General features: G+C 59.5%; 13 protein-coding genes and 2 pseudogenes. 9 read left to right on the top strand and 6 right to left on the bottom strand.

What is annotated here, in order from left to right:
• Positions 1-53 precede the first annotated feature (53 nt).
• The 4 genes and pseudogenes from EP837_RS21695 to EP837_RS18875 all read left to right on the top strand — a co-directional run.
• Positions 54-254 (top strand): annotated as a pseudogene (locus tag EP837_RS21695) (hypothetical protein); the annotation flags it as partial.
• Between the two features lie 1,282 nt (positions 255-1,536).
• A complete protein-coding gene (locus EP837_RS18885) occupies positions 1,537-2,397 on the top strand; it encodes an SMP-30/gluconolactonase/LRE family protein (protein ID WP_066532144.1) in 861 nt (286 codons plus the stop codon).
• Between the two features lie 166 nt (positions 2,398-2,563).
• The gene (locus EP837_RS18880; protein WP_082919863.1) at positions 2,564-4,873 is read left to right on the top strand and encodes a TonB-dependent receptor; all 2,310 of its coding nucleotides are present in this window, start codon (positions 2,564-2,566) and stop codon (positions 4,871-4,873) included.
• A 68-nt stretch (positions 4,874-4,941) separates the two neighbouring features.
• The gene (locus EP837_RS18875; RefSeq protein ID WP_066532374.1) at positions 4,942-6,246 is read left to right on the top strand and encodes an MFS transporter; all 1,305 of its coding nucleotides are present in this window, start codon (positions 4,942-4,944) and stop codon (positions 6,244-6,246) included.
• A 124-nt stretch (positions 6,247-6,370) separates the two neighbouring features.
• Here the strand turns inward: EP837_RS18875 and EP837_RS18870 are convergent, their stop codons facing one another.
• Together EP837_RS18870 and EP837_RS18865 are read right to left on the bottom strand one after the other, a co-directional pair.
• The gene (locus tag EP837_RS18870) at positions 6,371-7,813 is read right to left on the bottom strand and encodes an NAD-dependent succinate-semialdehyde dehydrogenase (protein WP_066532142.1); all 1,443 of its coding nucleotides are present in this window, start codon (positions 7,811-7,813) and stop codon (positions 6,371-6,373) included.
• Positions 7,814-7,827: 14 nt separating this feature from the next.
• Positions 7,828-9,012, bottom strand: coding sequence for a cytochrome P450 (locus EP837_RS18865; protein ID WP_066532140.1), 1,185 nt, complete (start codon positions 9,010-9,012; stop codon positions 7,828-7,830).
• A 185-nt stretch (positions 9,013-9,197) separates the two neighbouring features.
• Here EP837_RS18865 and EP837_RS18860 point away from each other — a divergent pair, with 185 nt between their 5' ends.
• Together EP837_RS18860 and EP837_RS18855 are read left to right on the top strand one after the other, a co-directional pair.
• Positions 9,198-10,451, top strand: coding sequence for an FAD-dependent oxidoreductase (locus EP837_RS18860; RefSeq protein ID WP_066532138.1), 1,254 nt, complete (start codon positions 9,198-9,200; stop codon positions 10,449-10,451).
• Between the two features lie 5 nt (positions 10,452-10,456).
• Positions 10,457-11,247, top strand: a pseudogene (locus EP837_RS18855) (N-acyl homoserine lactonase family protein).
• Positions 11,248-11,304: 57 nt separating this feature from the next.
• Here the strand turns inward: EP837_RS18855 and EP837_RS21690 are convergent.
• From EP837_RS21690 to EP837_RS18835, 4 genes are read right to left on the bottom strand one after another with little or no spacing between them, the layout of a single operon-like run.
• Positions 11,305-11,916, bottom strand: a complete 612-nt coding sequence (locus EP837_RS21690; RefSeq protein ID WP_250637322.1) for an SDR family NAD(P)-dependent oxidoreductase — start codon at positions 11,914-11,916, stop codon at positions 11,305-11,307.
• Positions 11,817-12,140, bottom strand: a complete 324-nt coding sequence (locus EP837_RS21840; protein ID WP_066532135.1) for an SDR family NAD(P)-dependent oxidoreductase — start codon at positions 12,138-12,140, stop codon at positions 11,817-11,819. The genes EP837_RS21690 and EP837_RS21840 overlap by 100 nt, the downstream gene beginning before the upstream one ends.
• A gap of 2 nt (positions 12,141-12,142) precedes the next feature.
• Complete coding sequence (locus EP837_RS18840) at positions 12,143-13,312, bottom strand: serine hydrolase domain-containing protein (protein ID WP_066532134.1); 1,170 nt, start codon at positions 13,310-13,312, stop codon at positions 12,143-12,145.
• 26 nt (positions 13,313-13,338) lie between these two features.
• Positions 13,339-13,722 carry a carboxymuconolactone decarboxylase family protein gene (locus EP837_RS18835; protein ID WP_066532373.1) on the bottom strand — a complete coding sequence of 128 codons (384 nt, stop codon included), beginning with the start codon at positions 13,720-13,722 and terminating at the stop codon, positions 13,339-13,341.
• A gap of 324 nt (positions 13,723-14,046) precedes the next feature.
• Here EP837_RS18835 and EP837_RS18830 point away from each other — a divergent pair, with 324 nt between their 5' ends.
• From EP837_RS18830 to EP837_RS18820, 3 genes are read left to right on the top strand one after another with little or no spacing between them, the layout of a single operon-like run.
• The gene (locus EP837_RS18830) at positions 14,047-15,264 is read left to right on the top strand and encodes an MFS transporter (RefSeq protein WP_197486426.1); all 1,218 of its coding nucleotides are present in this window, start codon (positions 14,047-14,049) and stop codon (positions 15,262-15,264) included.
• Positions 15,261-16,850: an AMP-binding protein gene (locus tag EP837_RS18825; protein ID WP_066532133.1), complete on the top strand. Its 1,590-nt coding sequence runs from the start codon at positions 15,261-15,263 to the stop codon at positions 16,848-16,850. The genes EP837_RS18830 and EP837_RS18825 overlap by 4 nt, the downstream gene beginning before the upstream one ends.
• Before the next feature lie 8 nt (positions 16,851-16,858).
• The gene (locus EP837_RS18820; RefSeq protein ID WP_066532371.1) at positions 16,859-17,953 is read left to right on the top strand and encodes a CaiB/BaiF CoA transferase family protein; all 1,095 of its coding nucleotides are present in this window, start codon (positions 16,859-16,861) and stop codon (positions 17,951-17,953) included.
• The last annotated feature ends 10 nt before the right edge of the window (positions 17,954-17,963 follow it).

The raw sequence follows: 17,963 nt of genomic DNA, 5'->3' as shown, positions 1-17,963 counted from the left end.
ATCAAGGCCGGGCAGAGCTCCTTCCAATCAAACCGGTGAAGAAGTCTGAACGAGTAGGCGCCGGGTTGCGACGGCTCGCCGATCCGAATTAGGCAGAGTTCTACTGCTCTGGCCGCGCCAATGAAGCAACGTTCCTCTACCAACTGATGGCGCGCGCCTTCGGCACTAACAATTTTCCTGACTGCTCGAACATTTGCCATGAGGGGACCAGCGTTGGGCTTCCGCAATCTATCGGCGTCGGCAAGGGGAGGGTGAAAGCCGTACCGCCAAGCCTAGACCTGGGAAAGGCATCATTTCGAAGTTTAAAATTGTGAGGATTATTCCAACAATGCCTTGAGTTCGAAAGTTCACAATCCTGATTTTGGCGCCGGAGGCGGACGATCCAGACGACCGCTTCTTCTTTTTCGATGGCTCACGCGACAGGTTGCGGTCTTCATCATCGCGCGGCACCAACCCGAGAGCCGGTATGGGGTAGCGCCTTGATCATAGGACATTCCGCGGTCGCAATGCTGATCCTAAGCAGCTGATAGATGGAGATAGCTCAATTCATCGGCCCGATGGATTAAGAATGCGCGGCGCTTCTTTTCCATTGGGTCCTGGTAGAGCCGAAGCAGGTCTCCACTTGAAGGATCCACCTTTGCTCGGAAGGCGAGACAAGGTCCGCAGGTCATCGTTTGGCAGAAGGACCACGACTTTACGCGCCTGCCGCCACACAAGGTCATCACTAAGTTTCGGGCTATCCGAATTGATGAGCCGTAACGCCTGTTGGCTATTTGCCGCACGCATGAACACCGCTTAAAAAAGATCGGGCGCAGCACTCCCTTCAGGCGCATCGCCCAGTTATTGAAAAAGACTGGAGTGTCGGCTGCCAAAGACGCCCTCAAGGCCACCAATTGCAGCGGCCGGTCAGCACCCAATAAGTCCGGTCAAGTTTGCCGGACTCTTATACAGCTTGAGGAGACCGTTGGTGACGGTCAGGGGGAGGAAAGCGGTGAGGTGGGCACGCTAAGGTTATCCAGGCAACAACAAGCCGCGGCCGGGAAGACGGGCGAGTGCTTTCCCACTGCTGCGCCGCCTTTCGACGTGATAGCTCGGCGTCGGGTTCGTACGGCCACCCGCAGATGATGAACTGGCGTTCTTGCTGCCTGGCGGGCTTGCTCCGAGGCTCGCGCCAGAAGCTTGCCCTGATGGAGAATTGCACGCTAGACTGAACTAGGCAGGACAAACCAGCATCTTCAAGGTTAAGTTGGTGACACCCAGCGGCGGATTCCAAGCGCGAAGGCCCCGCGGGAACGGCAATGAACGATGTCGCAGGCCACGCATCCACTTGTCCGCACATCTCTCTTGCGATCATAGCTGCATATGGAGTAGCAAGGACCTGACCGGTCGTACTGCTGCCCTTAAGTCGCGAACGATCGATTGTCTGATCAATAGATGGAGCGGAAGGGCTTGATGATCCCGATGAAAGCCGGCCTTCGGCCGAAATGTGTCTGGCTCCCTCCGCACCCCACTCCTAAAAGTTGAAGGCAGGTAAAGATGAACATCATGGCGGTTCTGGCGGCATCGCTCACATTTCTTGGCGCTGCATCGGCGCAGGTCCCAGCCAGGCAAGTCGAGAAAGTCGCCCACTGTGGAGGCTTTCTTGAAGGAGCAGTGTTCGACACGGAGGGGTATTTGTGGGTCGTGGATCTCAAGAGCGCGAATATCTTCCGTGTAAAGGAAGGGACGTGCGAGGTCGTCGCCAATACTGGCGGAGCACCTAACGGCGCCCGCTTTCACAAGGATGGGCGGCTTTTCATCACGGACAACAAAAAGGGCCTTCTGGCGCTGGACGTGCACTCAAAGGCGTTGAGCGTCATTGCCGACTCCCTCGATGGCCAGCCCTTGAAAGGATTGAACGATCTGGCATTTGATCATGCTGGCGGCGCCTATATCACCGAACCGAATGGCTCTTCTGCCACGGACAGGAAAGGGCGCCTCCTCTACCTGGCAGCCAATGGGCAGATGTCGGTTGTCGCGCAGGGCCTTTCCTTCCCCAATGGCATCGCCATGTCATCCGATCCCAATTACGTCTTTGTCGGCCAGTTCACCGACAAGTCTATCCTCATGATCCCTTCTGTGACCAATCGGGAAGCGATGAAGTCAACATTCGTGCATGTCAGGACGACAGGAGGCCTCGGGCCTGACGGCATGGTGCTCAGCAGCGACGGTGGGCTCTTGTGGGCGCAGTTTGGCGGCGGGTCGTTGGGCCGCTCGGATTCGGCCGGAAATCTCCTTCAGTCGGTGTCGCTTCCAAAAGGCGCGGGCGACTTCGTGACGAACCTGGCCGTCAAGAATGGCTGGGCATATTTGACGGAAGCAGAATATGGAGACATCTGGCGCGTGCCACTGGACTAAATGACCGTACATGTTGGCATCGCTGGTAGGCTCTCCGACTTAGAAGTGCTAGAACGCTGTATTATAATGCGTTTCTTCCGCACTTTTTTAGCTCAATCATTTTACTTGACCGGACAGGTCGGCCGGTCTAGCTTCTCCCCAGATTCTGAAAACAGGGGAGAGCGATATGGCGACCGACCAAATCTCACATTTCATGCGAAATGCATCTCTTGCCAGTCTGGTACTGGCAACCGTTTCGGGGACGGCGCTTGCGCAGGACGCAACCACCCCCCAGGCGGCACAGGAGGCAACCGCCTCGGATATCGTGGTGACCGCACAGTTCCGTGCCCAGAATCTTCAGGACACACCGATCGCAATCACCGCGATGAACGCCGAGATGATGGAGGCACGCAGCCAGACCGGGCTGTCCGACATTGCACAGACCGCGCCGAACGTTACCATAAGGCAGTCGGTGAGCGCTTATGGCAACACCGCAGCGCTATCCATTCGCGGCGTCGGGCAATTTGACAATAATTTCGCTTACGAACCGGGCGTCGGCCTCTACGTCGATGACGTCTATTATCCTACTGTTTATGGGGCGCAGCTCGATCTCCTGGATCTTGATCGGGTCGAAATCCTGCGTGGACCACAGGGTACGCTTGCCGGCAAGAATTCGATCGGCGGAGCGGTAAAGCTTTACTCGCGCAAGCCACGAGGCACTGGCGAAGGGTTTGTAGAGGCGACCGTCGGCAATTTTGACCGGCTGGATTTCCGCGCGAGCGTCGATGTGCCCATCATCGAGGACAAGGTGGCGTTGCGCCTCGCGGGCGTTTACAAAAGTCGCCAGGGCCATGTCCGCCGCATGGACTTCGGCTGCCTCAATCCCGGGTCGGGCGTCCCTCGCCAGGCTCAGTCCGGGGCGAGCTGCCAGCTGGGCAGGCTGGGCGGCCAGGATTTTCAGGGGCTTCGCGGGTCGCTGAGCATCAGGCCCTCCGAACGTCTCGAAATATTGGTCATCGCTGACTGGACCCGCGACAATAGCGAGGTCGCCGGCACCCGCATCTCGGCTGTGAACAATGCGGCGCTGGCACCGGTCGCCGCTGGCGTCGACATGAGCCAGTTCCTCCAGGGCGCCCGTTACGTCAATTATGGGAACTTCGCCGACACATCGCGCAACCTCGTGGTGAGCGACCGCAACGGCTACAAGGGATGGGGTGTCTCGGGGCAGGTCGACTACGAACTGTCCGACGACCTCAAGCTGACGTCGATTACCGCCTACAGGAAATATTCCGCCAATTACGGTCTGGATCTCGATGGATCGCCCTATGCCTTCGCTACACAGGCATTCGGGTTGGGCTTCCGCTCCTTCAGCCAGGAAGTGCGTCTGACCGGCGCGGCCTTCGATGACGTCCTGAATTATACCATCGGCGGCTTTTATTTCGATGCGAAAGGTCGATATGATTCCGTGATCGACTTCCTCGCGCCTGCGAACAACTTCTATGCTGGCAAGGACCGCATCCCTTCAGACAGCAAGTCCGGCTTCGCCCATGTCGAAGTGCATCCGTTCGACAGGTTCACGCTGTCGGGCGGACTTCGCTACACCGACGAAAGCAAGGATTTTACCTTCGGTCGAGCCTCCTTTCTACCGGCGGCCTTCCCTCTTGGCGCGCTCAATGGCCAGACCTTCAAATATTCCGCCTCACGATGGGATTACCGGCTGAGCGCGGACTATCGCTGGTCCAGCAACATCATGACCTATGCGACATTCTCGACCGGGTTCAAGGGCGGCGGCATTAACCCACGCCCCTTCTTCGTCCAACAGGTGGTGCCGTTCTTCCCCGAGACGCTAAAAGCCTTCGAGGTCGGCACCAAGCTGGATTTCTTCGACCGGCGCGTGCGCCTGAACCTCTCGGCATTCCTGAACAAATATAACGACATCCAGCTCATCCTGAACCAGCGGTTCCAGGGAACTGCGCCTGCTTCCGTGCCCATCAATGCGGGGCGGGCTGAGATGAGGGGCTTCGAGGCGGAGCTCAACCTGAAGCCGGTCGATGCGCTTCTTATCGACGCTTCGGTCAGCCATTTGGATTTCGATTATAAGAGCCTGACCCCGGAAGCCGTTGCTTCTGGCATCCGCTTCGACATGATCGCACCCTTTACATCGGACTGGAAGCTTAGCGGCGGCATTCAGTATGAGATCGATGCAGGCTCCATCGGTTCCTTTACCCCCCGTTTCGACTATGCCTATCAGACCGAGTTCTGGAGCAATGCCTCCAACCGGCCAACGAACCGGACGCCGGGATATGGGATTGCGAATGCCCGGCTGACATGGCGTCACCCGGACGAGAAACTGGAGGTTGCCGCCTCAGTAACGAACTTGTTCGACAAATATTACTCCACCGTCAACTATGACAATCTCTACTCGATCGCGGGCGTTGCTCAGGCGACCCTCGGCCGGCCCAGAGAATGGGCTTTGACCGCGAAATATAATTTCTGAGCCGGATCGGGCGCGCGATACCTTTCCATCGCGTGTCCGATAACCGCGAGCAGGGCAGGCGCTCTATCATGCAGGTCCAGCAGATACTGCGCGACGGTCCCATGTCGCGCTACCAGATCGCCGTCGTGGCGATGTGCGTCACGATCAATATCCTTGACGGGTTCGACATCCTTGCGCTGGCCTTCGTCGCTCCCGCGCTGGCGCGGACATGGTCTCTTTCCAGCGAGCAGCTGGGCTTTTTGTTAAGCTCTGGGCTGCTTGGGATCGGCATTGGCGCGCTTTTCTTCTCCTTTCTTGCAGACGCAGTGGGACGGCGGCCGGTAATTCTGTCCAGCCTTGCCATAATGTCGCTTGGCATGGCGGCTGCTGGCTACGCCACGACACCCGATTTCCTTGCTCTGAGCCGCGTCGTGACCGGGCTTGGCATTGGCGGCATGACTGCTTCAGGCGGGGTGCTGGCAATGGAATATAGTTCCGACCGCAGAAAAACGCTGGCTGTATCTCTGGTTGTGATCGGATATCCATTTGGCGCGGTCGCAGGGGGCGCCGGCGCCCTTTGGCTGCTCGAAGAATTTGGTTGGCGTGCGGTATTCTGGTTTGGGGGCGGAGCGTCGGCGCTTCTGTTCCCGTTGCTGCTTGTCTGGCTCCCTGAATCGCCAAATATTCTGCTGGAAAAGCGCACTGCGAAGGCGCTGCTTCAACTCAACCGCTATCTATATCGCATGAGGTTGGAGCCACTGGCGCAGATCCCCGTGGACGTCCAGGCCCCGCGTCAATTCGGCATCCACGCGCTGTTGCGCGACCATCGCGGCATTACTGCCAAACTGGCTTTTGCCTATGCCGCGTTCATGTTCGCCTTCTATTTCATCATAAACTGGGCGACAAAACTGGTGACCGAAATGGGGTTGCCTGATCACTCTGGTGTCACCGCCTCCATCATCATCAACCTGTGTGGTATCGCAGGAGGCTTGTGCATCGGCCTCGCATCGGGCCGAACGAATCTCTCCTGGCTCGTGGCGACCGTACTTTGCGTGATGTGGGCGACGATCGCCATTTTCGGCTCGCTCCCTCCGACGACGGACGCATTTTATCTTGCGTCGGCGGCGTTGGGCTTTTCCATGTGGGCGGGATCGGCGCTGGCATACAGCGTCATCGCCCTTGCCTATCCAGCAGAGATCCGGGCCAGCGGCATTGGCCTCATCGTCACGATCGGTCGGATAGGATCGATCCTGGGTCCATATGCGGCCGGTCTGCTGTTGGGGTCAGGCGTTTCGCGGGCAATGACGACATTTGGCCTTGCCTCACCGGTTCTGATCGCCGCAGTCCTGTTTTGGGCAGTAGCAAATGGAAAGGCGGCGAGCCCATGCGAGTAGGCCCACCGCCCGGCAGGTCGCACCCTCGCTTGCCTCCCCACCGCCGGTCCTTATCGACTTCTGACAGGAAAAAGGGACAGAGCGGACGGGAGCAGCAACCGGAAGGCATGTCAGCCTGGAGGCCCTAAGCGGAAATGCCCATGCAGACATATTTGGTCTCTACATAATCATCGATTCCGTATTTTGACCCTTCCCGCCCGAGCCCCGAACTCTTGACGCCACCGAAAGGCGCCACCTCGGTGGAGATTAGGCCCGTATTCACGCCGACTATGCCAGCTTCGAGCGCCTCGGCGACCCGCCACACCCGCCCAAGGTCACGCGCATAAAAATAGGACGCCAGGCCAAATTCCGTGTCATTCGCAAGGTCGATGACCTCGGCTTCATCAGCAAAGCTGATCACGGGAGCCAGAGGCCCAAAGGTCTCTTCCCGGCAGACCTTCATGTCGGGGGTGACGTTGCTGAGCACCGTGGGTTCGTAGAACCGTCCGCCAAGCGAATGCCGCGAACCACCGACCTCCACCCTCGCGCCCAGAGCCAGAGCGTCGGCGATATGCTCGTCGACCTTGTTGAGTGCCCGATCGTCGATCATGGGGCCGATCGTCGTGTCTGGTGCAGTTCCGTCACCGACTTTGAGCTGCCTGACCTCTGCGCTGAGCAAGTCGACAAATCTGTTATAGATGCCTTGCTGTGCGTAAATGCGGTTGGCGCAGACGCAGGTCTGGCCCGCGTTTCGGAATTTCGATTGCATGGCCCCTGCGACCGCGGCTTCCAGGTCGGCATCGTCGAACACGATGAATGGCGCATTTCCGCCAAGTTCAAGGCTCAGTTTCTTGATCGTTGGCGCCGATTGCTGCATCAAGATCGCGCCGACCCTGGTTGAGCCGGTGAAGCTGATCTTGGCAACGTCGGCATTGCGCGTCAGTTCCTCGCCGATAATGGGCGAGTGGCCCGTGACGATGTTCAAAGCTCCCGCCGGAAGACCCGCTTCCATACCCAAAGCACCCAGCGCAAGCGCCGTGAAGGGCGTCTGCTCAGCCGGCTTGACGACAACACAGCAGCCTGCCGCCAAAGCGGGGCCGATTTTGCGCGTGATCATGGCCGCGGGGAAGTTCCACGGGGTTATGGCCCCCACGATCCCGATAGGCTGTTTTAGGACCACGATCCGCTTGTCTGCGGCATGCGAGGGAATGACGTCGCCATAGAGCCGCTTGCCTTCCTCGGCATACCATTCGATGAATGAGGCGGCATAGGCGATTTCACCTTTTGCCTCCGCCAGCGGTTTTCCCTGCTCGGCGGTCAGAAGATGGGCGAGCTGATCGCTATTCTCGATAATGAGATCGAAGAACCGCCGCAAAATACGCCCACGGTCTCCGGCCGTTCGCGTCTGCCATGCCTTCATGGTCTGCTTGGCAGCAGCCACGGCTTCTCGCGTCTCGGATGCGCCAAAGGCTGGAACCCGACCGAGATAGCTACCGGTAGCAGGGTTCTCAACCGTGATCCACTCAGAGCCTGTGCGCCATTCTCCGTTGATGAGGCAGGCCTGGTGCTGAAGGGGTAATGGAGTCATGATTAGAAGGCATCCTATCTTAAGGTCAGCCGGATGGGAACCTTGCCCCATCCCAGCGCGACATTGTTGACGGCGCGCTCGGCGGGACCGGCCGCTTCGATCCGTGCCACATGCTTGAACAACGCGGTGATGAGCACATCATATTCGGTCCGCGAGAGCACCTGGCCCAGACAGGCATGAATACCGTGCCCAAAGCTGAGGTGCGAACGCGCGGGGCGCGTAATGTCGAAGACATCCGCGTCATCCCATCGTCTGGGATCCCTGCCAGCTGCCGCAAGCAGGGTGGTGATCCGGTCACCCGATTTGAAATGGGCGCCTTCAAACTCCGTGTCAGCCGCGACCAGGCGACCGCCGAAACGATTGGGCGGAAAATATCTGATGCCTTCTTCGAATGCGGCGCGAACCATCTTGGGATCCGACAGCAGTTGCCACTGGTCCGGGTTCTGGGTGAAGCCATAGAAGGCAGCCGTAATGCCCAGGATGGTGGTGTCGAAGCCGGCAGCCAGAAGCGTCCGGACGAGAAGTCCTGCCTCTTCCTCGGAAATGTCAGCGGTTTCCGTGAGTGCATAGACTTTAGACGCCAGTTTGCCCGGGAGCACTTTCTCCCTCGAGCATTCCGACTGGACCCAGGCAAATGCTGGCCCTGCCCGTTCCAGTGACTTGATCGTGAGATCGTTCATCGGGCCCAGGGTGTTGAGTATGGCCTCGCCGAAGTTCAGGAGGAAGTGTCGCCCCTCCAGCGGGAGACCGAGAAGATCGGGAAATGCCTTGAGGACAAATGAGGCGGCAAGATCGCGCGCATCGAACTCGCGTTCATCGAGTATCTGTTCGATGAGAAGTTGCGCGGTCGTTTCGAAGTCCTTGCGATAGCGCGCCAGCGCGGCTGGCGAGACATATGGCATGATTGCGCTGCGCAGCCTCGTATGCTGCGGCGGATTGTCGATGATGATGACGGCGGGAATGAGAGTGTCCGGATTGAACGGGCTGCCAAAATTATGGAAATTCCGCCAGTCGGCATACATGGACTGAATGGCCTTGTGGCGGGTCACGGCATAAACGCCATGCTTCTCGAGCCAGACCACTGGTCCGATTTCCCGCAGCTCGCCGTCGAATCTGTGCGGGTCCTCCAGTACCTTCGGTGCAAAAAGATCAATCTCACTCGTAGGAACGCCAGCCGGCGCTGAAGCGGGCAAGCTCATCTTCTCTCTCCCAGATTTTCCAATTATACGGACATATCATTACCAATTGCCTGGCAGCTCCTTAGCCACTGTAAGGCCTTGATGTCTAGCTTTTGTGATGACATAGAGGGTCGATCACGGATGCCAATGAAAATATGTCCGGTCAGATTTTGGTACCGTCTTTGTTATGTCGCTAGGAGAGGTGCATGGAACAAGTTGGCGATGTTTTGATCGTGGGCGCTGGTCCCGCAGGCCTGCTCACCGCACTTGGACTCGGGCAAGCGGGCCTCAAGGTTGTTGTGATCGAGGCAGAGGACGATCTGTCGGAGGCGCCTCGTGCCATGGTCTACATGCAGTCGACGATTGCCGCGCTTGATGGCTATGGCCTGCTGGGGGATGTGACCGCGCAATCGCTCGTCGGCAAGCGCTTCGCCTGCCATATTCCCGAATTCGGGTTCAAGGCGACCGTGAGCCACGATGTCGTTACCGGCATAACCTACGACTACAACCTTCATTGCGGCCAGAACAAGATCGCCCGGATCGCCATGAAGCATGGTGAAGCGCATGGAGTCGAAACTCTGTTCGGCACCCGACTCACAGCCATCGAGCAGGATGGCCATGGCGTCGTCGCGACCGCCGAAACGCCGATGGGCGAAAAGAAGTTCAGGACCAAATATCTGATCGGGGCTGACGGCGCGCGGAGCGCTGTGCGCAAGCTGATGAATATCGAGTTCGAAGGCCACACTTGGGCCGAGCGCTTCGTCGCCACGAACGTCTATTATCCTTTCGAGAAGCTCGGCTACGAGGCGTCGAACTTCGTCCTCGATCCCAGCCATGGACGTGTCGTTGCGGCGATCGACAATGATGGCCTGTGGCGCGTTACCTACGCCGAGAGCAGTGCGTTGCCCGAGGAGACTTTCATGGAAAGGCTCCAGGAACGGTACCGGCATTTTGTGCCCGAAGGCGAAAAATATGACCTGCTTACTGCCCGGCCCTACAATATCCATCAGCGCGCCGCTGCGACTCTCCGCAAGGGAAGGGTTCTTCTGGTCGGCGATGCAGCGCATGCCACTAATCCGACCGGGGGCATGGGTTTGACGACGGGGATCTGGGACACCTGCATACTCTCGGACATTCTCCCTGCAGTCATTTCGGGCGAGGAGAGCGATACCATCCTTGATCGTTATTCCGACGAGAGGCGGCGGGTGTTCTGGGACATTTCCTCTCCCAATGCTTCCCAGAACAAGCGGATGATGGAGGAGGGTGACCCGGTCCAGCGCAAGCAAGATATGGAGACTGTCAAGGCGGGTTCGGAAGATCCTGTCGGTCAGAAGATGATGATGCTCTTCCCATTCAGGGTCATCGGCGACACATTGCGCGCCGACTCGCGGTGGAAGGACACGGATCCCACGCCGCGCGCGGGACTGGATCTTGGAGAAAGGGTCGGCCAGATTGCGTGACAACTATGACGGACCTTCCGCAATATGAGGTTCTCGCGCTGCGATATGCTGTCAATGAACGGCAGGTTGCAGCGCACAAATTCATTGATGGTGATGATCATGATCGCCGAATGCCGCTCGACTATTTCATGTGGCTTGTGCGCTCGGGCGATCGTGCTTTCCTGGTCGATACAGGCTTTGATGCGGAGGCCGCCACTGCGCGGGATCGCACTTGCGACGCCAAGGCAGCTTCTGCGGGAGGTCGGTCTCGACCCATCCGGCATTTCAGATGTCATCATCACTCATCTTCATTATGACCATGCGGGTAATCGCGATCTGTTTGGCCAGGCGCGATTTCATATCCAGGATCGCGAAATGGCCTATGCGACAGGCCGTTGCATGTGCCATGCTGGGCTACGCTCGGCTTTTGACGGTCGCGACGTCGCTGCCATGGTCGGCCGCGTTTTCAGCGGTCATGTATGTTTCCATGATCGTTCGGTGACGCTCATGCCGGGGGTCGAAGTACATCGGGAGGGCGGTCACACGGACGGATTGCAGGTCGTTCGGGTATGGACGCGCCGGGGATGGGGCGCTTTGGCGTTCGATGCCAGCCACTTCTATGCCAATATGGATGAAGGCCGCAGCTTCCCGATCGTCTACAATCTGGGCGACACGTATGAAGGGCACAGGACGTGCCTGCGCCTTACGGTCCCAGAATGTGATTCCAGGGCATGACCCGTTGGTCACGGAACGCTATCCTGCGCTGCGGCCCGGGTTGGAAGGCTTGGTCGTAAGGCTTGATGCTGACCCGGCTTAAAGGTGTATTGGCAAAGCTCGGCAACCGGCGGAACCCGTGGGGCCCCGCCGATCCGTCTTAGCGAGATAAGCCGCCGGGTCGTGGGCTTTGCATCGCTGCTTCTATCGCAGCGTGGCGGGCGATGACCGGGTCTGCAAACTCGGGATGGGTAATGACATAGGGTGCATTGGTCTTGATGGCCTGCACGACCATCTCACCCACATCCTCTCCCGACAGCCAGGGTACCGGACCGTCGAAGTGATTGGTGTCCTCCAGCTCGAAATCTCCAAGTGCGCCGTCCGTGAGATTGTTCGGGCGGTTCCGGCTGCTCCTGCCAATGTTCGTGCGAACCGGACCGGGGCACAGCAGGCTCGTACCTACGCCGTAGCCATATAGTTCCGATTCTATGCGCAGCGTCTCGGTCAGAGCTGCTACGCCGAACTTCGTTACCGAATAGGCGGCGAGATGCGGCACGATGCACAGGGCCGCCATGGACGAGGTGTTGACGATATGTCCGCCCTCACCATGCTCTGTGAGCAAAGGAAGGAAGCTGTGAACGCCGTGTATGACGCCCCACAGATTGACGTCGATCAACCAACGCCAATCTTCGAGCCTGAGATCTGCCACCGTCGCAAACGGACCCACGCCGGCATTGTTGCACAGGATGTGAACATTGCCGAAAGCCGACACTGCCGCACGCGCGAGCGCCTCGACGCTCTGGGCGTAGCTGACATCAACAAGCTGGCCTCCACCCCCAATTCTGCCTGGGTGCGCGCAAGGGACTCAACTTCGATGTCGGCGATCATGACTCTGGCCCCGGCCTGCTTGAGCGCGGCAGCTATTCCCTTGCCGATCCCGGAGGCGCCGCCCGTCACGACCGCAGCCTTCTGGGCGACGTCGAATGACTGCGCCATGGTCAGGCTCCTGCCGAAACGGCGATGTCCGCTAGGCGATGGAATCGCACGATATTGGGATTGGATGCCAGAAGTCCGGTGGTGAGACAGACGAACGTCATGTCCAGTTCCGGGTCGACCCAGAAGATCGTGCTGCCGGCGCCGTAGTTGCCGAATGTTTCCGGAGAGGTCTGCGTACCGAACATATGATTGGTCATCTTGGTGCCGCGCAGGGAGAAGCCGAGGCCGATATAGCCTGGCGACACTTCCCACTGATCTTTGTGAGCGAGCGTCTTGTAGAGTTCGTTCGGCTTATCCCCGGTATAGCATTGCCGCGCTTTTCTGATCATCGCCGGCGAAAGGATGCGCGACCCATCGAGGGTGCCGCCACGCCGCAGCATTTCCGCCATGCGGAAGATATCGGGCGCGCTCGAGACCGCGCCGACCCACGGCATCTCCGCCAGTTCTTCACGATAGGCGCCATTCTCGCCAAGGCCGCTGCTGCCGACATGGTCGATCGGCGCATTCCCGCGAAAATCCGGGAATATATGGCGATCCTTCAGGTCCTTGCGGACACCGATCGAGCTGCTGGTCATACCCAGCGGCTCATACAGATCCTCGCGCACGATATCACGATAGGCACGCCCCTTGGGGTCGGTGCGGCGCAGCACTTCACCCAGCAGCAACTGATTGAGCATGGGCGAGTAGTTGCATTTCTCCCCGGCAGGCTCGATCGCCTGGACCATTTCACAGGTCGTACGAACCATGTCCTCCAATATGTCGATCGGCATGCCCGGCTTGAGGAGAAAGAGCATGGGCAGGCCGGACATGTGCGTGAGCAGATGAAAGACGGTGATATGCTCACGAAGGCCGCCGGCAAATTCCGGTATCACCTGCGATATTTTCGTTGCGAGCGAAAATTGGCCATTTTCGATGGCCCGCAGGCACAAAATGTTCGTCATCGCCTTGGTCATCGAAAAGATCGTGAACACGCTGTCATGCTCGAGTGCGCGTGTCCGCTCCTTGTCGGCCCAGCCGATAGTTGCATCCAGGCCGACTTCGCCATGGCGCGCGACGATCACCCTTGCGCCCCAATAAGCGCCATTCTCAACATCCGTGCGGATGACATTTTCCAGATGCTCAAGGCGCTCTTGTACCAGGCCTGCGCTTTTCGCGGAGGTGGGGGTATGCATGTTCACGATTTCCTCTCCAGACTGTCTCAGGCTGCTGCGTCGACCTCGGCAAACGCCTCGCGGGCGATGCGGGTCGAATCAAGGCCCGCGGGCACGCCGCAGTAGATCGCCACCTGAAGAATCGCTTCACGAATTTCTTCACGGGTCAGCCCGTTGCTGAGCGCGGCCTTCACATGCAGCTTCAGCTCGTGAGGGCGGTTGAGCGCGCTGATCATGCCGATATTCAGCAGGCTGCGATCACGGCGCGACAGACCTTCGCGGGACCAGATATTCCCCCAGCAATATTCGGTGGAAAGCTCTTGCATCGGGCGGCTGAAATCATCGGCGTTGGCGAAGGAGCGTTCGACATAATCGGCGCCAAGAACCTCCTTGCGTAGCGCCAGTCCGCGATCATAGGCTTCGCTAGGCATCTTCATTCCTTTCAATTGTGGTGCTCCATTCGACCGCATCCGCGGTTGAGCTGAACGAACGGGGTCAATTAGCACTTGTCCGGGCAAATTTGCAACCAATGACATGTAGCCGGCAACGTCGGTGAAGAAATCATTTGCGATATACCCCTTTTGCAAAGACAGCAGTTGCGTTAGCATGTCCGTATAAGCTGGAGGGATGGCGTGGCAGTGCTCGTCGAGAAACAGCCGCACCTTTTGGACGGCGGACAAATCAGCGCGCTGCAGGTCCGGGCGGTCCTGATCTGCTTTGCGATCAATATAATGGATGGATTTGACGTACTGGCAATGGCTTTTGCGGCGCCGGCTGTCGGACATCAATGGACGCTGGAGCCGGCCCGGATTGGCCTGTTGTTGAGCGCCGGTCCTTTGGGCATGGGCGTTGGCGCGCTGTTGCTCTCCCCTCTCGGCGACATATGGGGGCGCCGGCCCGCGATCCTGCTTTGCGTCTCTGTGGTGGGAAGCGGCATGTTGTTGTCGGCGCTCGCCCGATCTTATGAAGAGCTGGCCTTCATGCGATTTGCGACCGGCGTGGGCATAGGCGCGGTCCTCACCAGCTCGTCGGCGATGGTTGCGGAATATTGCCCGACGCGCTGGCGCGGCATGGGTATGGCCCTGATGGCGGCAGCCTTCCCCACCGGCGCGGTTGCCGGAGGCGCCGCAGCGCTATTCCTGGCCGAAAGCTACGGCTGGCGCAGCATCTTTCTGGCTGGCGCGCTGGGCACCCTGGCTCTTGTGCCGCTTGCCCTGATCTTTCTGCCCGAATCGGTTGAATTCCTGATGGCAAAGCGCCGGCCGGGCGCTCTCGACGCCGTCAACCGGCTACTGGAGGCGATGAATCGCGAACCGATCGCGGCGATGCCCCGTACAGTGTCCACTGGCGGCGCTCCACGCTTCGCCACGCTGTTTCAGCGTTCGCAGCGGCCGATCACCCTCTCACTGGCTTTCATATTCTTTTCGTTCATGACATCCTTCTATTTCATCCTGAGCTGGTTGCCCAAACTCGCTGCCATGGCAGGATATCCTGGGAAGGCCGCCACGACAGCGGGATTGTTGCTCAACATCGGGGGAGTGGCCGGCGCTCTGGCTGGGGGCGTTCTCCTCGCTCGATCGACCTCCTCACGTGTAGCCATTTGCACGGTGTTGCTGATGTGCCTGGGCATGGCGGCGACTGGTATCGCTCTGGCGATGCAGGCGGCGCTCATCCCCTTCGTCCTGGTGACGGGCGTTGCGATGTTTTCCAGCATGGCTGCGCTCTACACCCTGATGCTTCAGTTATTCCCCGTTGCCCTGCGTGTCACCGGCGTCGGCCTTGTCTCGACCGCAGGGCGTATCGGGGCGGTGGCCGGGCCCAGCACGGCGGGCCTCATGGTCGCGGCGGGATCGCACATGGCGCTGCTGTGCGTTGTCCTCGCGGTCCCGGCTGCCGCAGCAGCACTGGCCGTCGCACTGATCGGGGCATATGTCAAAGCGCCACCTGGTGCACAGGGGAGCGGCCGTCGATGAGTCTCCAACACCGTCCATTCTCCGCAATTCTGGATTCCCTCGCAGATGAAGCGCCGGATGAGGAGGCCATTCTGTTCGTCGATCGAGGGGTCTGGACGTGGCGCGATGTCCGGCGGGAGGCACGATGTCAGGCTGCCGCACTGCAGCAGCTTGGCGTGGGCCAGGGCGACTATGTGCTCAGCTGGATGCCCAACTGCCCCACCTCCGTTGCGACGCTATTCGCCCTGTCCTATCTCGGGGCGATCTATGTACCGATAAATACGGCATATCGCGGGGCCATGCTCGCCCATGTCATACGGACGGCGGAAGCACGGCTCATGATCGTCCATGCCGGACTGTTCGATCGTCTGGAAGAGATTGATACAGGCCCGCTCGAGGACGTCATCGTCGTGGGCGAAAGGCCCGGCGTCTCCACCAACTTTACAATCCATGCGGCAGAAGCGCTGGAGGGCGACGCCGATGCGCTGATTCCCCCCGCCAGGGCGGTTGAGGACTGGGATACCCAGATGGTCATCTTTACGTCGGGCACGACGGGACCATCCAAGGCGGTACTGACAAGCTACAGGCACGCGCGCAGCGCAGCACTGGGGTTTCGCCATGTCGGGCCTGGCGATCGCAATCTGACCGCCATGCCCCTCTATCATGTCGGCGGGATATACGGGCTGTTCTGGGCAATGTTTCACCGGGGCTCCGCCGTCATCGCAGACGGTTTCAGCACCGCAGCCTTCTGGTGCATCGTCAGGCGATACGGCATCACGACGACGGGGCTGCTGGGATCGATGGTCGATTTCCTGAACGCCCTCCCCCCCGATCCCGGCGAAAAAAACCATAGCCTGCAAACCGCGGTGATTGCGCCCTACGGGGTGGCAGCGATGCAGTTTGCAAAACGTTATGGCGTGCGCGTCTATACCGAATTCAACATGAGCGAACTGGCCGTGCCGCTTTTCTGCGGACCTGATCCGGCAGTCGTGGGCACTTGCGGCCTCCCCTCGCCTGGAACCCAGCTGAGACTGGTCGATGCGTTTGACGAAGAGGTCGCGGATGGAGCCGTCGGCGAGCTTATCGTGCGCATGGATGTCCCCTGGACCACAAGCCACGGCTATCTAAACGACGATCGCGCCACGGCATCGACCTGGCGCAACGGCTGGTTCCACACGGGGGACATGTTCCGGCGCGATGCGCAGGGGCACTACCATTTCGTGGATCGCGCGAAGGATGCGATCAGGCGCCGGGGCGAGAATATCTCTTCGTTCGAGGTTGAAAATGCGCTGATGTCCTTTCCCGGCGTCGTGGAGGCGGCGGCGATAGGCGTGCCTGCTCCCGATGGCGCGGAGCAGGAGGTCATGGCGATACTCAAGGTTCATGAGCCGCAAGCATTCGACCCGGCAACGCTGATCGCATTCCTGGAAAAGGAGATCGCTCACTTCATGATCCCCCGGTTCGTCAGGCTGGTGGATCAGTTTCCAAGAACCCCGACCCAGAAGATCGAAAAACATCGACTGCGGGCCGAAGGCGTGACGCCACGGACCTGGGATCGGGAGACCGCGGGTATCAAGATTCGCCGTGCGAAATTGCAGGCGCTTTGATGCGGCGCGTGGCGAAAGGGCCGCTCAGCGGGATCAAGGTGCTCGAGTTCGCCGGAATGGGGCCTGCTCCGGTTTGCGGCATGCTGCTTTCCGATCTGGGAGGGGACGTGCTGCGCATCGATCGGCCGGGCGCGTCCTATGATCGCTATATGATCGAGACACGAGGCCGCCGCTCGCTTGTCGTGGATCTCAAGTCCGAGCAGGGACAAAAGGGCGTGTTGGCGCTGGTGGAGAAAGCGGACCTCCTGATCGAAGGGTTCAGGCCCGGGGTCATGGAACGTATGGGCCTCGCGCCTGAGATTGCGCTCCAACGCAATCCGCGCCTCGTCTACGGACGGATGACCGGCTGGGGACAGTCTGGCCCCTATGCCGATATGGCGGGCCATGACATCAACTACATCGCAATCACCGGCGCACTTCATGGCATCGGAACGGTAGAGCGGCCGGTTCCGCCTCTCAATCTCGTCGGTGATTTCGGGGGTGGCGCGCTCTATCTCGCCTTCGGCCTGCTGGCCGCGCTTCGCCACGCCGAACAGACCGGGGAAGGACAGGTGGTCGATTGCGCGATGAGCGATGGCACCATCGGTCTGATGGGGCTGCTCTATGGCCATCTTGCGCGCGGGACATGGCATGATCGCAGGGGTGTAAACATCATCGACGGTGGATCGCATTTCTACAATTGCTACCAATGCTCCGACGGGCACTGGATCGCATTGGGAGCGATCGAGCCGCAATTTTACGAGGAACTCCGGCGCAAGATGTCGCTGGACGATCCCGCTTTCGACCGACAGCTATGCGAAGAAGACTGGCCCGCGCTGAAAGAGCGCCTGGCTGAAATCATCGCAACCCGACCGCGCAGCGAGTGGGCCGCCTTGCTGGAAGGCACCGATGCATGTTTTGCGCCGGTTATGTCGATGAAGGAAGCCCCTTCGCACCCGCATAATGTCGCGCGTGGTGCCTTTGTCGCCGTGGATGACGTCACGCACCCCGCGCCCTCCCCGCGCTTCTCCAAAACGCCCGGCTTCATCCAGTCGCCACCGGTCGAGGCAGGTGTCGGTGGCGAGGAAGCTGCGCGGGAATGGGGCGTAGAACATGATTGGTAAGGAGAAACCC

It is taken from the genome of Sphingobium sp. EP60837 (assembly GCF_001658005.1).
GTDB classification, from domain to species: Bacteria; Pseudomonadota; Alphaproteobacteria; order Sphingomonadales; family Sphingomonadaceae; genus Sphingobium; species Sphingobium tyrosinilyticum.
Note: the sequence above shows the minus strand (reverse complement) of the source record. Positions and strands in the feature narration are given on the sequence as shown.

Coding starts and splice junctions, on each gene's coding strand:
- EP837_RS18885 (WP_066532144.1), top strand. CDS start 1,537: ATGAACATCATGGCGGTTCTGGCGGCATCGCTCACATTTCTTGGCGCT.
- EP837_RS18880 (WP_082919863.1), top strand. CDS start 2,564: ATGGCGACCGACCAAATCTCACATTTCATGCGAAATGCATCTCTTGCC.
- EP837_RS18875 (WP_066532374.1), top strand. CDS start 4,942: ATGCAGGTCCAGCAGATACTGCGCGACGGTCCCATGTCGCGCTACCAG.
- EP837_RS18870 (WP_066532142.1), bottom strand. CDS start 7,813: ATGACTCCATTACCCCTTCAGCACCAGGCCTGCCTCATCAACGGAGAA.
- EP837_RS18865 (WP_066532140.1), bottom strand. CDS start 9,012: ATGAGCTTGCCCGCTTCAGCGCCGGCTGGCGTTCCTACGAGTGAGATT.
- EP837_RS18860 (WP_066532138.1), top strand. CDS start 9,198: ATGGAACAAGTTGGCGATGTTTTGATCGTGGGCGCTGGTCCCGCAGGC.
- EP837_RS21840 (WP_066532135.1), bottom strand. CDS start 12,140: ATGGCGCAGTCATTCGACGTCGCCCAGAAGGCTGCGGTCGTGACGGGC.
- EP837_RS18840 (WP_066532134.1), bottom strand. CDS start 13,312: ATGCATACCCCCACCTCCGCGAAAAGCGCAGGCCTGGTACAAGAGCGC.
- EP837_RS18835 (WP_066532373.1), bottom strand. CDS start 13,722: ATGCCTAGCGAAGCCTATGATCGCGGACTGGCGCTACGCAAGGAGGTT.
- EP837_RS18830 (WP_197486426.1), top strand. CDS start 14,047: ATGGCTTTTGCGGCGCCGGCTGTCGGACATCAATGGACGCTGGAGCCG.
- EP837_RS18825 (WP_066532133.1), top strand. CDS start 15,261: ATGAGTCTCCAACACCGTCCATTCTCCGCAATTCTGGATTCCCTCGCA.